Source organism: Niveispirillum sp. FG156, from assembly GCF_057809555.1.
Genome location: NZ_JBMDKE010000045.1, coordinates 43,507 through 56,958, shown reverse-complemented (window position 1 = coordinate 56,958; position 13,452 = coordinate 43,507). Strand labels below are relative to the sequence as shown.

Genomic DNA, 13,452 nt, shown 5'->3' with positions numbered 1-13,452 from the left:
TTCAATAAGGGCAAACCAAGCTTACCAAACTGTCCGCTCACCGGGGACCAGCTCTCGGATGAGGTGGCCCCCCTGTTCGAGGCGCTGAAGAAATCGGCGCCCCCCAAACCGGGGGCCAGATGGCTGGCGGAGAAGGGGCCGATCTGGGTGGATATGCCGGTCATGGACGGCAATGGCGTGATCGTGGGGCATCTGCACCTGCTGTTCGTCGCCGAATTCAATCTTTGGATACAAATAAAGACCATCGTGGAATTCCTGCTCAGTTTCATGAGCGCCGTCATCCTGCTGTCCATTCCCATCGGCCTTGCCTGCGGGCTTGTGGCGTCCCGCTATGTGAAGAACCAGCTGCGGAAAATGAACGAGGTCACGGAAAGCTGGCGACAGGGCAGCTTCGCGGCCCGCATCGCCTTGCCGAATGACGATGTCCTCACCCTGCACAGCCGGCATCTGAACGACATGGCGCAGGACCTGGAACTGTATCTGGGCCTGAAGCAGAACCTGGCGGTCAGCGAGGAACGCAACCGCATGGCGCGGGAACTGCACGATACGGTGAAGCAGAAACTGTTCGCGCTGGGCCTGCAATTGGCGGCGGCCAAATCCCGGCCCGCCGTGCTGGCGGCGGCGGGCGAGCATATCCGGGAAGCGGAAGCCATCAACCGCGAGGCACAATATGATCTGATCGAAATCATCACCCAGCTGCGCCCGGCGGAAACGGACGCCATTGCATTCCATGATCGCATCAACGTGATCGCCGGTGATTTCCGGCGGCGCTTCGATCTGGGCATCGAGGTGAACTGGCCTGAAACAGTCCGGTTCAATGCGCGGGTCGACCATCATGTCCTGCGGATCGTCCAGGAAGCGTTGATGAATGCGGTACGTCATGGCGGCGCGCAAAGGATCGTCGTCACCGGCAAGGCGGATGGCGACAGGGTGGTGTTGACGATCGCCGATGATGGAAGCGGTTTTGATACGGGCCGGAAAACGGGAGGGTTCGGCATCATTTCGATGCGGGACCGGGTGCGGGATTTGCCGGGCGGCACCTTGGAGATCGAAAGCGCTGTCGGCGTCGGGACCCTGATCACGCTTGCATGGGAAAAGCAGCATGACTGAGAAGATCACCCTGGTCCTGGCCGATGATCACCCCATGGTGCGCAAGGGCCTGACCGCCTTCCTGGCCACGGCTGCGGATATCGAGGTGACGGCCGTGGCCACCTGCGGTGTGGAAGCGGTGTCCGCCGCCCGGAAATTCGCGCCCGACGTGGTGCTGCTGGACCTGTTCATGCCCGACCAGCCCGCCGTCGACACCGTGCGCCAGATCAAAAGGGTCAGCCCGCGCAGCCAGATCATCATGGTCACCTCGCATGAAGGCGACGAATATGTCGTGCCCACGACGCAGGCCGACGCCATCTCCTATATCCTGAAGGACACGATGCCGGAGGACCTTGTCCGTGCCGTACGCAAGGCGGCGGCAGGGGAAAGCGTGTTCAGTCCGCGCATCGCCAAGGCGCTGGTGACGATCATGTCCCGCACGCGGGGCGCCCGGGGGCGGGAGGATCAGCTGCATGCCGACCTGACCGAGCGGGAGATGGAAGTGCTGCACTGTCTGGCCGAAGGGCTGTCCAACATGGACATCGCGGCGCGCCTGTCGATATCGGAAAAGACCGTGAAATCCCATGTCAGCAATATCCTGGGCAAGCTCTACCTGACCGATCGCACGCAGGCCGCCGTCTATGCCTGGCGCGAGGGCATCGTCAAGGAATAGCGCTGCCATCATCCTTAAGGCCGATGTGGGCCAGGAGCGCCTGATTACACTGGATATATCGCGGTGCCGCCCGTCCTCGCACGATGTGGGAACGGGCATTGCCGCGCCCATGTCGGTGGAGGGATCAGATGCCCGGCTTTCCCTGTTCGCTTCCACGGTTCCAGCACCAGGCCGGCCATGCACCCCCAACGGCGGACGCGTGCGCCGGCGACCGAAAGGACCTATGTCCGACCTACGGCTGGCCGGCGAAGCCGCCGCACCGGCATGTTCCGGCGGATGGTCCGGTCCCGCCACGGGTGCCGTTCGACTGGGGATGAACCACCCGGAAACCATGCGTTCCTTGAATTGGGAAGACCCATGAACAAGCGTGTCCTGCTTCCGGCAATGGCCGGAATGCTGCTTTGTGGCCTTGTCGCCCTGACCGGGGGGAAGGATGTACCCGCCCCCAGCACCGGTACCGCCCTCAGTGTCACCGTCACCAGGCCGTGGCAAGGCCGCATCGCGCAGACCGTTGCCGCCACGGGCATGACCATCCCGCGGGAAGAAATCCAGATCATGACGGAACTGGTGGGCGTGCGGGTCCGCGACGTGCTGGCCGATGTCGGCGACACGGTGGAGAAGGGGCAGGTACTGGCCCGGCTGGACGGCCAGTCCATCGCCAACCAGGTGGAGCAATTGCACAGCGAGCATGAGCGGACGCTCGATGCCTTCAACCGCGTGGACGCGATCAAGGACAGCGGCGCGGTGAGCCGCCAGTTGGTCGTGGAAAGACGCACCCAGATGCAGGCGGCCAAGGCCAGGCTGGACGATGCGGCGCTGAGCCTGAAACGTACGGCCATCCTGGCGCCAGAGGCCGGGATGCTGTTCGAGCGCAAGGCGGTGATCGGCGGTCTGGTCAGTGCCAGCGAACCGCTGTTCCGCATCGCCCGGCATCAGGAGATCGAGGTGGAGGCGCTGGTGCCGGAAGCCGCCCTGTCCGGGCTGCGGCCGGGCCAGTCGGCCACCGTCACGCTGACGGGCAATGACGGGACCATCGAGGGGGCGGTCCGCCTTGTCGCCCCGCGCGTCGATGCCGCGACCCGCATGGCGGCGGTCCGCATCCGGCTTTCGGGCGCGGACCCGGTCCCCGTCGGCCTGTTCGCCATGGTCCGCATCGTGCAATCCCACCGCGAAGGCACGATCCTGCCCCGGACCGCCCTTCAGCAGGACAGTATCGGCACCTTCGTCTGGGACCTGGGTGCCGGGAACAGGGCGGTGCGGCTGCCCGTGATTGTGGTCCTGTCCGATGACGAACAGGTGATGGTGGATGCCGTTCCATCGGATGCGAGCGTGGTCGCCCGTGCCGGTGCCTTCGTCAGGGAAGGCGATATTGTGCGCGTGGTGGGGGCCAATCGATGACCGGTTCCCCGCGTTTCAGCTTTTCCACCTGGGCCATCGGCAACCCGACCCCACCCATCGTGCTTTTCCTGCTGCTGACGGTCGCCGGGTTGTTCGCCTATGGCAAGCTGCCGGTCAACAGCATGCCCGCCATCGTCGTGCCGGTGGTCAGCGTCCAGGTCAGCCAGCCGGGCGCCACCGCCACGGAGATGGAAACGCAGGTCACTCAACGGGTGGAAGGCGCGCTGGCGGGCCTGCAGGGGGTGAAGCACATCACCTCGTCCATCTCCGAGGGCGTGTCCAGCAGCACGGTCGAATTCGACCTGGAAACCGATTTCGACCGTGCCGTCAACGATGCGCGCGATGCCGTCGCCAGCATCCGTGACCAGTTGCCGCGATCGATCCGTGATCCGCAGGTACAGCGGCAGGGCATGGATGGTGGTGCCATCCTGGTCTATGCGCTGGAGGCCCCGGAACTGCGCCCGGAAGAGGCAAGCTGGTACATCGACGATGTCCTGAACCGCGAGTTGATGGGCATCCGGGGCGTGGCCGCCGTGCGGCGCCAAGGCGGTATCGACCATGAGATTACCTTGACGCTGGACCTGGCCCGGTTGATGGCGCTGGGCGTTTCCGCCGCCGATATCAGCCTGGCCCTGGCGCGGACCAATATCGATATGCCCGGCGGACGCATCACCCTGTCCGGCACCGAATATGCCCTGCGGACATTGGGCAGCGCCGGAACGGTGGCACGGCTGGCCGAAACCCGCGTCGCGCTGGCGGCCGGACGCGAGGTGCGGTTGGGCGATCTCGGCACCATCACCGATGGCGGTGCCGAAGCGCGCACCATCACGACATTGGATGGAAAACCGGCTGTCACCTTCCAGATATTCCGCGCCAAAGGGGCCAGCGAGGTCGATGTGGCCCGCCGGGTGGAGGACAGGTTGGCGGCGCTGGAGGGGAGCCGCGACGATCTGCGGTTCCGCCTGATCTTTTCCCTCGTCACCTTCACCGAGAACAGCTTTCACGCCACCCTTTCCAATTTTGTCGAAAGGGCGGCGCTGACGATCCTGGTGGTCTTCCTGTTCATGCGCGACGGGCGGGCGACGCTGATCGCGGCCATCGCCATTCCGCTATCGATCATTCCCACCTTCCTGGTGATGGTTTGGTTGGGCTTTTCCCTGAACAGGGTCACCCTGCTGGCCATCTCGCTGGTCACCGGGGTGCTGGTGGATGACGCGATCGTGGAGATCGAGAATATCCACCGGCACATGCGGGCAGGACGCCCCCCCCCGTGACGCGGCCCTTGTCGCCGCCGAGGAGATCGGGCTGGCGGTGATCGCCACGACGCTGGTGATCTGCGGCGTCTTCGTGCCGGTCAGCTTCATGCCGGGGATGGCGGGGCAGTTCTTCCTTCAGTTCGGCCTGACCGTGGCTATCGCCGCCTTCTTCTCGCTGGTCGTCGCCCGGCTGCTGACGCCCATGCTGGCAGCCTATCTGCTGCAGCCGCCCGCCAGGCATGAAGCCCCGTCGCCATGGATCGCATCCTATCGCCGCCTCATCGGCTGGACGCTGGACAACCGGTTGAAGACCATGGGGCTGGCATTGCTCAGCCTGGTCCTGTCCTTCGGGTTGATCCCGTTCCTTTCCCCCGACTTCATCCCCTATGAGGACGTGTCCCAGTCCCGCCTGACGCTGGAAATGCCCCGCGGCACCACGCTGGCCCGGATGGGGGAGGCGGCCCGGCAGGCGGAGGCGATCCTCATGAAGCGGCCGGAGGTGGCGTATATCCTGACCTCGGTCGGCGGTGCTGCGATCAGCGTGGAGGATCCCCACGGGCCGGAGGGTGTTGCCCCGAGTGGTGTCAATGTGGCCGTCCTGGATATCAAACTGGTGCCGCCGGCCCGGCGCGACCTTGACCAGCGGTCCTTCGAAAGGCACCTGCTGCTGGAATTGCTGGCGTTACCGGACATGCGGATCGGCTTCGGGAATTCCGCCCGGGGAAAGGATGTGTCCATCGTCCTGGTAAGCGACAATGGCGACGCCCTGGTCCGGACGGCCGAAGCGCTGGAACGCCAGATGCGCGCCCTTCCCGAACTGAACAGCGTCAGCAGTTCAGCCCCGCTCAGCCAACCCGAACTGATCATCACCCCCGACGTCGCCAAGGCAGCCCTATTGGGCATTTCGGTGCAGACGATCAGCGGGGCGGTGACCATCGGCACCATCGGGGATATCGAGGCGAACCTGGCCCGATTCAATTACGGAAACCGGCAGATACCGATCCGCGTGCGTTTGCCGGCAGCGCCCCTCCATTCCCTGGACCTGCTGCGGAACCTGCCTTTGCCAACCGGCAGCGGCGGCAGCGTGCCGCTTTCCGCTGTGGCCGATATCCAATTCACCAGCGGCCCGACCAGTATCCAGCGCCATGATTGGCAACGCCAGATCGCACTGGAAGCCAATCTCAACGGCGTGGCGCTGGGCATGGCGCTGGAGAAGGTCCACGCGCTTCCGGCCCTGCGGCAGATGCCGGCCGATGTCCGGATGCAGAGTACGGGGGATGCCGAGATCATGGAGGAACTGTTCGCCAGTTTCGGGCAGGCCATGGGGGCGGGCCTGCTGATGGTCTATGCCATCCAGGTCCTGCTGTACCGGGACTGGATACAGCCCTTTACGCGGATGGCGGCCTTGCCGCTGTCCATTGGCGGGGCGTTCGTGCTGCTGCTCCTCACCGGCACTTCCTTTTCGATGCCGGCCCTGATCGGCATGCTGATGCTGATGGGCATCGCCGACAAGAACGCCATCCTGCTGGTGGATCATATGCTGGAACTGATCAAGCAAGGCCGTCCCCGGCGCGATGCCATCGTCGATGCCTGCATGGTGCGCGCCCGCCCCATCGTGATGACCTCGCTCGCCATGCTGGCCGGCATGCTGCCGGTCGCGCTGCAGCTGGGCTATGACACGGCCTTCCGCGCGCCGATGGCCATTGCGGTGATGGGGGGACTGATCTCTTCCACCGCCCTCAGCCTGATCTTCGTGCCGGTCATGTTCAGCTATGTGCGGGATATTGAGGATTGGCTGCTGCCGAAATTGAGGCGCCTCGTCTGACATCGCCACCGCGGCGACATGCCACCATGCTGAACCGGATCTGATCTTAAGCTATCTGCGTTCCTATGGTCTATGATGACGGCGCCAACCTGAGGGCCTTCACCCGCATGGACGGGGCGCTGCTCGGCTCCGCCGACATCGCCATGACCAAGGCTTGGACCGCCGCTCTGTTCGGCTTCAACACGGAGGTGATCGGCGAGTTCGCCAAGCCCGGCGGCACGTCGCCCGGACTGGAGAATACCAACCGCGGCGACCTGCTCCAGCCGTCCAAGGCCATGGTGTGGCGCGATGCGACCACGAAGAGAACCGTGAGCCCGGCGGAGATGTCTCTCAGGGAAAACGCTTTCGTCCAGAATCTCACCCCGTGGAAAAGCCGCCCTTGATATCACCAATTAGAGAACCGCCAGGGACGTGATCATCAAGAGATCGGCACTTGGTTTATCCCGGTATCGATCCATGCCCGCGTCTGGTCCAGGATTTCGTCAGAAAGGACGGGGTCATCAATCGCGCGGGCCAGGATGACGGCTCCTATCATCGCGGCCCAACTTCCTATGGCCGTGCGCCGGCTTTCGGCCGGGTCCAGAGCCGGCAAAGCCTGTTGGATACGGGCGATCTGCGAGCGAAGGCCTTCCGTCATGGCAGCACGCGCCACGGGCGTCTGGTGGCGGACAGAGGCGGCCAGTCCCGCTGTCGGACACCCACTGGCTGGGTTGTCGCGATGGCGTGGCGACAGATAGGCATCGACATAGTGCCGGAAGTCGCCGCCTTCACTTGAGTTTGCCCCAAGGACATGTGCCAGAGTCTTCGCGACCAGATCGTCCTTCGAGTTGAAATGACCATAGAAGCCGCCATGCGTCAGGCCGGCTGCCTTCATCACTTCAGACACGCTGACGGCATCGAACCCCTTCTCGCGGAACAGCCGGCTGGCAACGTCCAGAATCCGACGACGGTTTTCCGCCATCTGCTCTCGGCTGACATTCATTCCAAATTTCTCCACGAGCCACATTGACATAATCATGACGATCATCATATTTAGTCAATCATGATGGTCGTCATGATTATAGACATCAACAGAGCAGAGAGCAATCCCATGGCTGCCCTTCCTTCAGTGCTGGTTACCGGCGCTTCCACCGGCATTGGTGCCACCTATGCCGACCGCTTCGCACGCCGTGGCCATGACCTTGTGCTGGTGGCGCGGGACCGCAAGCGCATGGAGGCGGTTGCTGATCGCCTGCGGCAGGAGACTGGTGTGGCGGTCGATATCATCCAGACCGATCTGACGCAGGCCGCCGATCTGGCGGTGGTGGAAGCGCGGCTGCGCGACGATGCGCGCATCGGCATCCTGATCAATAATGCCGGCACGGCCCTGGGGGGCAGCTTCATCGAGCAGTCGACGGATGATGTGGCGCGGCTGGTTGCGCTGAACACCACGGCCCCGCTGCGGCTGGCCAGCGCCGTTGCACCGCGTTTCGCCGCGACGGGTGAAGGGGCCATCATCAATATCGGCTCCGTGGTCGGGCTGGCTCCTGAATTCGCCATGACGGTCTATGGTGCGACCAAGGCGTTCGTGCTGTTCCTGTCGCAGGGCCTCCATCTGGAACTGGGGCCGAAGGGCGTCTATGTCCAGGCCGTACTCCCCGCTGCCACGCGCACCGAAATCTGGGGTCATGCCGGCGCCGACGTCAGCACCATGAGCGGCGTGATGGAGGTTGATGAACTGGTTGACGCAGCACTGGTCGGGTTTGACCGCCGCGAGGCCGTCACGATCCCGCCGCTGCCCGATGTGGAACAGTGGAACGCCTTTCAGGCTGCGCGTCAGGCCATGCTGCCCAACGTGGGCCAGGAACATGCCGCAGCGCGCTATCGGCAGGCCGTCTGACCCTGCGCGCCAACATTGTCCGGCCGGATGGCCGCCATTGTACGGCAGGTCGCTAACAATCATCTGAAGGGCAGATCATCATGAAGGCCTTCATCGTCGATAAATACAAGAAGGGTCGCGCTCTTCGCCTGGGCGAGATGCCGGACCCCGTGTTGACGGATAAGGATGTCCTGGTCCAGATCCACGCGGCCGGGCTCAACCCCCTGGATGCAAAAATCCGCGATGGGGCCTTCAAACCCCTGCTGCCCTATCGACCGCCGTTCATCCTGGGACATGACATGTCAGGGGTCGTCACCCGTGTCGGGTCCAAAGTCCACGGTTTCAAGGTGGGGGATGCGGTCTTTGCCCGCCCGCGCGATGGCCGCATCGGAACCCTGGCGGAAGCGATCGCCATTCATGAGGCCGATCTTGCCCTGAAGCCGAAGAACCTGAGCATGGCCGAAGCCGCCGCCATTCCCCTGGTGGGGCTGACGGCCTGGCAGGCATTGGTCGAGCGTGCCGGCCTGCAAAAAGGGCAGAAAATTCTCATCCATGCAGGCTCGGGCGGCGTCGGGACATTCGCCATTCAACTGGCCAAGCATCTGGGCGCAACAGTGGCCACGACGACCGGCACAGCCAATGTCCAACTCGTCACCAGCCTCGGCGCTGATGTCGTGATCGACTACAAGAAGCAGGATTTCGCGAAGGTCCTGTCGGGTTACGATGTCGTCTTGAACAGCCTGGAAGGCGACACGCTTGAAAAGTCCCTGGACGTGTTGAAGCCGGGTGGCAAGCTGATCTCCATCTCCGGTCCGCCCGACCCGGATTTCGCCCGGCAACAAGGGCTGAACTGGCTGTTCCATCAACTGATGCGCCTGCTGAGTTTCAGCATTCGACGCAAGGCGAAGAGCCGGGGGATCGACTATTCCTTTCTGTTCATGCGGGCCGATGGCGGCCAGTTGCACCAGATCGCATCGCTGATCGAAGCCGGGATCATCCGCCCGGTCATGGATCAGGTCTTCCCGTTTGGCGCGACCAATGAAGCCCTAGCCTATATTGAAACGGGGCGATCAAAGGGCAAGGTCGTCGTCGCCTTGCGCTGACAACGGTGACGCGCTTACGCCGCCACGGCACCGCGCCAACAATTGCGCTATCCCGTCGGCAAAGTGTGGCAAAGCAGGTCAGCCTGCTGCGCCGCCTCACGCCCGCACGGATGTTCGACAAGACCTTGCGCCAGGAGTTTGGATTGCCGGGCTGTCGGTCGCTCCAGCTCCGTATTTAAGGCTTATCGCCCAAGCCCCGGCAAGATTGAATCTTGCTGGGGTTTTCGTTTTGGCAGTAAGGCAAATATTGATAATGTTACCAGTGAAGACAACAACTCTTCGTCGCTGGTTCAAATTGGGCTTCCCGGTCGGCGCGGCAGACGGACCTGGATGTCGCTGACGCCGACCACGTCGCCATCCTGGTCCATGGCCTCCACGGTTACGGTGGCGTAATCCTTGCCATTACCTAGCACGTGGAGGTCACGGACCTTGCCCCGGCAGGTGATGGTGGCGCCTACGGGGCCGATCTTGGTGAATTTGGAATCGATGCTGACGATCTCCGCCAGCGGCCCGAAGCCGCGCAGCACCACCGAACTCATGTAGGACATGCTCATCATCCCGTGCTGCACGGGTTTCGGCGTGCCGAAGACCTGAGCCCGTTCGCACCAGTCCGGGTTCATATGCACCGGGTTCAGGTCCAGGCTGGCCACGCCATAGGCGTCGATCACATCCTGCGTGACGTTATAGGTGATGGGGGCCAGGGCATCGCCGGTGCGCAGATCATCCAGATAGGGCAGGGGCGGCATGATGGCTTCAACGGTCGTGTTCGTCATGGGGCGGTTCCTTTGGCTGGGTATATGGCGTCAGGCGATGGCGAAGGCACGGACGGCATCCTTTGTGGGCGGCAGGATCAGGGTGCCCAGGCACGATGCCTTTTCCCGGTCGTCGGCGTCCAGCAAGGTCAGGCGGGTGGTGACATAGGCCTTGCCCCGCCGCCAGAACCGGTCGTGATTCTCCTGAACCAGGGACAGCCGGTCACCGACATGGATACGTTCCTTGTAGTCGATGCGCTGGAACGGGTTGCGCGAACCCGGCGTGCGGATCCAGGAACCTTGCGTGTCGGGCTGGGCGAACCAGAAGCCGATGGTGGTGGTGAAGACCGGATGGACCAGAATAGTGCCGCGCGGCGCGTGCCGGCGGGCGAATTCCCGGTCGATGAACAAAGGATGCGTCTCACCGACGGCGAGATTGTAGCTCAGTACATCCTCTTCCTCGACCAGGAAAGTCGCGGGATGCCGCCGCTTCTCGCCCACCATCAGGCTGTCCCAGAATTCTATGGCATCCCAACGGGCCAGGAAATCCCGGTCATAGGCTTTCTGTTTTGCAGTGGTCAGCAGGTGCTCGAACCGTTGTGTATCGTCTGTCATCAGTTCCTCCTTATATTTTCTCCGAACGGAGAATATTTTGAGCGCAGTTATCCGCCCGGTCCTTCGCCCCGGGTAGTGCACCCTCACATCACATCGCCGGTGTCAGGCAGGGATGTACGGGCTGTTCCTCATAGAGATTGTCGATCACGGCGGCATATTTCGCGGCGATGCGGGTACGCCTGATCTTCAACGTCTGGGTCAGTTCCTCCCCGCCGGGCTGCCACTCTTCGGCCAGGATGACGAAGCGTTTGATCTGCTCCACCCGTGCCAGCCGGACATTGCCGGCAGCCACGCCGCGTGCCACTTCCATTTCCAGGAATGGATGGCGTGCCAGCAGGATCGGATCGGGGGGCAGCCCGTACCGGACAGCCAAGGCACGGGCATGGTCGCCATCAAGGCTGATCAGGGCGGTGTTGAAAGGTCGTGCCTCCCCGATCACACAGACATGGCCGATGAGGGGGCTGCCGGATTTGATCATCGCCTCGATATAGGCAGGCGCCATGTTCTGGCCGCTGGCATTGATCATCAACTCTTTCTTGCGGCCGGTGATCCACAGATAGCCATCGGCATCCAGCCGGCCCAGGTCACCGGTGCGGTACCAGCCATCGGCGGTGAAGACCTCGGCGTCCTTCTCCGGCTCCTTGTGATAGCCCTGCATGATGGCGTCGCCACGCAGCAAAACCTCGCCATCGGCCGCCACGGCCAGTTCCAGGCCCGGCACGCTTGTGCCTGTGCTTCCCGGGCGGATACCATCGGGCGCTGTCAACGCGCCGTAGGTGCAGGTTTCCGACGCGCCATACATTTCCGACAGCGGCAGGCCGATGGCGGCGAAGAATTGCAGCGTGGGCAGGGGCGTGGGCGCCGATCCGGTGATCAGCGACTTGGCGCGGTGCAGGCCCAACGAATGCCGGATGGGGGCGAACAGGGCCGTGTCGGCCGCCGCGATCCTTGCCGTCAGGGCAGCGGGGACGGGCTTGTCGTCCGCTGTCAAATCGGCCTGTTCCAGTGCATCGGCCACGGCCTGTTTCGCCGCCGGGTGGGCAGCAAGACGCGCCTCGACCATTTGCTTCAGTTTCTCCCATAGGCGTGGAAATCCGCCGAACCAGGCAGGCTGCACCTTGGGCAGCAGTTCCGGCAGGTCCTTGGCGTCGCGGCAGATGGTGATGTCCAGACCGAACAGCAGGCCGCAGGCATAATGGCAGGTGCGTTCGGCCACATGCGCGTGCGGCAGCCAGGAGATGATCCGGTCCCCCTCCGCCAGCCCCACCCGTTCCCCGATGCCCCGGGCCGCGGTCAGGAAGTTGCGGTGGGTCAGGCGCACACCCTTGGGATTGCCCGTGGTGCCGGACGTGTAGATGAGGGTCATCAGATCGTCCGGGCTGGTCCGGGCGGCGACCGCCGCGATGGAGGGCCCGTCACTCCTGGGTAGATCAGCAAGTGCGATGACGGGAATGTCGCTGCCCACACTCTCCGGCAGGCCAGCCTCCGGCGGGTCAACGATGATGACCGCCACGACCCGGTAACCGTCCATCAGGGCCGTCGCCAGGGCGGGCAGTCGCGCCATCTCCACGAATAGCAATGAGATGTCGGCATGATTGATGACATAGCGCAACTGCTCGGCGGAGGCCGTGGGATAAAGCGACACCGGCACGCCGCCTGACAGCAGGACCGCTGCGTCGGTGACGAAGAATTCCGGCCGGTTGCCCATCAGCAGGCCCGCCTGATACGGGCCGTCGACAATGTCCAGCAACGCACCGGCCAATTGCCGGACCTCCTGTCCGAATGCGGCGCGCGTCCAGGTGCCGCTCGTAGCCGGGTCGCGCAGAAGCACCTGTTCCGGATTTCTGCCAACCAGCCGGTCGAGCACCGTCAGGAAATTGTCAGGCCGTGTCGGGTCGGCAGGTTTCATGGTGCTTCCTCCCGTGACGCTTGTAGCGCTTTATTTTCTCCGATTGGAGAAATATGTGATCATATATGGTGCTGTCAATGCCGGTTTTGTGGCGGAGGTCCGGGACGTCGCCGTCTGCTGCCGGTTGGCGTGGTGGTTAAAGTTCTTGACCCGCATCAGGGGGCCTTGCGTGATGCAGCCCATGTTCGGGTTGAACGAGGGAACGGGGCGGGGCAGATGACGGGAAACGTCAAGGACGATGGAGTATCGGCAAAGCCGGTGGGCGACCTGACGGCGCGCGGCACCCGGCGGCGTGAAGCCCTGCTGGATGCTGCCTTGCGGATTATCGTTCGGGACGGGCCGGGTGCCGTCACCCTGCGTTCCGTCGTTACCGAGGCGAAGGCCAGCCACGGATCCATCGTCTACTATTTTGGCACGCGGGAAGAACTGGTCCGCGAGGCGCTGACGCTGGTCGCCAACAAGAATATCGAGGCCCTGGCGGCGGCGTGGAACGGGTTCGAGCGCCACGCCGGCGATCCACGCCGGCTGGCGGAACTGATTGCCCGGCATTCGGTGCGGCAGATGGTCGATGATCCCCAGATGGGCATCACCATCATAGAGTTCCACCTGGCCGCCGCCCGCTATCCGGAACTGGCCCCATCGCTGCGGGAATGGGGGCGCGCCTATGCGCGGATCACCCACGAGACCTTCAGACGTATGGGTTCGGCTAATCCCGAGGCTGACGCCGCACTGCTGACCAACATGATCAGCGGTCTGGTGATGCGGCAACTGGCCCTGCATCGGCCCGATTTCGAGACGGCGGTACTGCGCCCAGCGATCGAGCGGGTGCTGCGCTCCATCGCGGCCGCTCCGACCACGGTCGATGGCGCCTCTATTGACAGGGTGAGGGGTGTGATATAATTCTCCAATTGGATATAATTTAGTGCTGTGAGCCGCATCGGAAAGCATCGTGGGGCCAAGTCCACACAGGGGGA

At 63.5% G+C, this 13,452-nt stretch carries 13 protein-coding genes; 9 read left to right on the top strand and 4 right to left on the bottom strand.

Annotated elements, in window-relative coordinates; genetic code table 11:
* The 6 genes from ACODSP_RS23620 to ACODSP_RS23595 all read left to right on the top strand — a co-directional run.
* The coding region (locus tag ACODSP_RS23620) for a sensor histidine kinase (RefSeq protein ID WP_488967993.1) at nucleotides 1–1,110 on the top strand (1,110 nt) is incomplete at its 5' end.
* Entirely contained in the window at nucleotides 1,103–1,762 is a 660-nt protein-coding gene (locus ACODSP_RS23615) for a LuxR C-terminal-related transcriptional regulator (protein WP_488967992.1), read from the top strand. The genes ACODSP_RS23620 and ACODSP_RS23615, both read left to right, overlap by 8 nt.
* 357 nt (nucleotides 1,763–2,119) lie before the next feature.
* Nucleotides 2,120–3,160, top strand: coding sequence for an efflux RND transporter periplasmic adaptor subunit (locus tag ACODSP_RS23610; RefSeq protein WP_488967991.1), 1,041 nt, complete (start codon nucleotides 2,120–2,122; stop codon nucleotides 3,158–3,160).
* Nucleotides 3,157–4,434: an efflux RND transporter permease subunit gene (locus tag ACODSP_RS23605; protein ID WP_488967990.1), complete on the top strand. Its 1,278-nt coding sequence runs from the start codon at nucleotides 3,157–3,159 to the stop codon at nucleotides 4,432–4,434. The genes ACODSP_RS23610 and ACODSP_RS23605 overlap by 4 nt, the downstream gene beginning before the upstream one ends.
* Entirely contained in the window at nucleotides 4,370–6,241 is a 1,872-nt protein-coding gene (locus tag ACODSP_RS23600; protein WP_488967989.1) for an efflux RND transporter permease subunit, read from the top strand. The genes ACODSP_RS23605 and ACODSP_RS23600 overlap by 65 nt, the downstream gene beginning before the upstream one ends.
* 65 nt (nucleotides 6,242–6,306) lie before the next feature.
* Nucleotides 6,307–6,624, top strand: coding sequence for a GlcG/HbpS family heme-binding protein (locus ACODSP_RS23595; RefSeq protein ID WP_488967988.1), 318 nt, complete (start codon nucleotides 6,307–6,309; stop codon nucleotides 6,622–6,624).
* Between the two features lie 35 nt (nucleotides 6,625–6,659).
* On the opposite strand, the gene ACODSP_RS23590 is transcribed toward ACODSP_RS23595, so the two are convergent.
* The gene (locus tag ACODSP_RS23590; protein ID WP_488967987.1) at nucleotides 6,660–7,271 is read right to left on the bottom strand and encodes a TetR/AcrR family transcriptional regulator; all 612 of its coding nucleotides are present in this window, start codon (nucleotides 7,269–7,271) and stop codon (nucleotides 6,660–6,662) included.
* A 60-nt stretch (nucleotides 7,272–7,331) separates the two neighbouring features.
* Between ACODSP_RS23590 and ACODSP_RS23585 the strand changes: the two genes are divergently transcribed.
* Both ACODSP_RS23585 and ACODSP_RS23580 read left to right on the top strand, forming a co-directional pair.
* Nucleotides 7,332–8,120 carry an SDR family NAD(P)-dependent oxidoreductase gene (locus tag ACODSP_RS23585; protein WP_488967986.1) on the top strand — a complete coding sequence of 263 codons (789 nt, stop codon included), beginning with the start codon at nucleotides 7,332–7,334 and terminating at the stop codon, nucleotides 8,118–8,120.
* An 80-nt stretch (nucleotides 8,121–8,200) separates the two neighbouring features.
* Complete coding sequence (locus ACODSP_RS23580) at nucleotides 8,201–9,202, top strand: NADP-dependent oxidoreductase (protein WP_488967985.1); 1,002 nt, start codon at nucleotides 8,201–8,203, stop codon at nucleotides 9,200–9,202.
* A 290-nt stretch (nucleotides 9,203–9,492) separates the two neighbouring features.
* Here the strand turns inward: ACODSP_RS23580 and ACODSP_RS23575 are convergent, their stop codons facing one another.
* From ACODSP_RS23575 to ACODSP_RS23565, 3 genes are all read right to left on the bottom strand, one after another.
* Entirely contained in the window at nucleotides 9,493–9,975 is a 483-nt protein-coding gene (locus ACODSP_RS23575; protein ID WP_488967984.1) for a MaoC family dehydratase, read from the bottom strand.
* 30 nt (nucleotides 9,976–10,005) lie between these two features.
* The gene (locus ACODSP_RS23570) at nucleotides 10,006–10,569 is read right to left on the bottom strand and encodes a MaoC family dehydratase (protein WP_488967983.1); all 564 of its coding nucleotides are present in this window, start codon (nucleotides 10,567–10,569) and stop codon (nucleotides 10,006–10,008) included.
* 88 nt (nucleotides 10,570–10,657) lie between these two features.
* The gene (locus ACODSP_RS23565) at nucleotides 10,658–12,478 is read right to left on the bottom strand and encodes an AMP-dependent synthetase/ligase (RefSeq protein WP_488967982.1); all 1,821 of its coding nucleotides are present in this window, start codon (nucleotides 12,476–12,478) and stop codon (nucleotides 10,658–10,660) included.
* 216 nt (nucleotides 12,479–12,694) lie between these two features.
* On the opposite strand from ACODSP_RS23565, the gene ACODSP_RS23560 reads away from it, so the two are divergent.
* Nucleotides 12,695–13,378 (top strand): TetR/AcrR family transcriptional regulator, encoded by a 684-nt coding sequence (locus ACODSP_RS23560; RefSeq protein ID WP_488967981.1) that lies wholly within the window; start codon nucleotides 12,695–12,697, stop codon nucleotides 13,376–13,378.
* Nucleotides 13,379–13,452 lie beyond the last annotated feature (74 nt).

Bases quoted from the DNA above. Each gene is read 5' to 3' on its own strand.
- ACODSP_RS23610 (WP_488967991.1), top strand. From the start codon at position 2,120: ATGAACAAGCGTGTCCTGCTTCCGGCAATGGCCGGAATGCTGCTTTGT.
- ACODSP_RS23605 (WP_488967990.1), top strand. From the start codon at position 3,157: ATGACCGGTTCCCCGCGTTTCAGCTTTTCCACCTGGGCCATCGGCAAC.
- ACODSP_RS23615 (WP_488967992.1), top strand. From the start codon at position 1,103: ATGACTGAGAAGATCACCCTGGTCCTGGCCGATGATCACCCCATGGTG.
- ACODSP_RS23590 (WP_488967987.1), bottom strand. From the start codon at position 7,271: ATGATGATCGTCATGATTATGTCAATGTGGCTCGTGGAGAAATTTGGA.
- ACODSP_RS23595 (WP_488967988.1), top strand. From the start codon at position 6,307: ATGGTCTATGATGACGGCGCCAACCTGAGGGCCTTCACCCGCATGGAC.
- ACODSP_RS23585 (WP_488967986.1), top strand. From the start codon at position 7,332: ATGGCTGCCCTTCCTTCAGTGCTGGTTACCGGCGCTTCCACCGGCATT.
- ACODSP_RS23570 (WP_488967983.1), bottom strand. From the start codon at position 10,569: ATGACAGACGATACACAACGGTTCGAGCACCTGCTGACCACTGCAAAA.
- ACODSP_RS23600 (WP_488967989.1), top strand. From the start codon at position 4,370: ATGACGCGATCGTGGAGATCGAGAATATCCACCGGCACATGCGGGCAG.
- ACODSP_RS23575 (WP_488967984.1), bottom strand. From the start codon at position 9,975: ATGACGAACACGACCGTTGAAGCCATCATGCCGCCCCTGCCCTATCTG.
- ACODSP_RS23580 (WP_488967985.1), top strand. From the start codon at position 8,201: ATGAAGGCCTTCATCGTCGATAAATACAAGAAGGGTCGCGCTCTTCGC.
- ACODSP_RS23560 (WP_488967981.1), top strand. From the start codon at position 12,695: ATGACGGGAAACGTCAAGGACGATGGAGTATCGGCAAAGCCGGTGGGC.
- ACODSP_RS23565 (WP_488967982.1), bottom strand. From the start codon at position 12,478: ATGAAACCTGCCGACCCGACACGGCCTGACAATTTCCTGACGGTGCTC.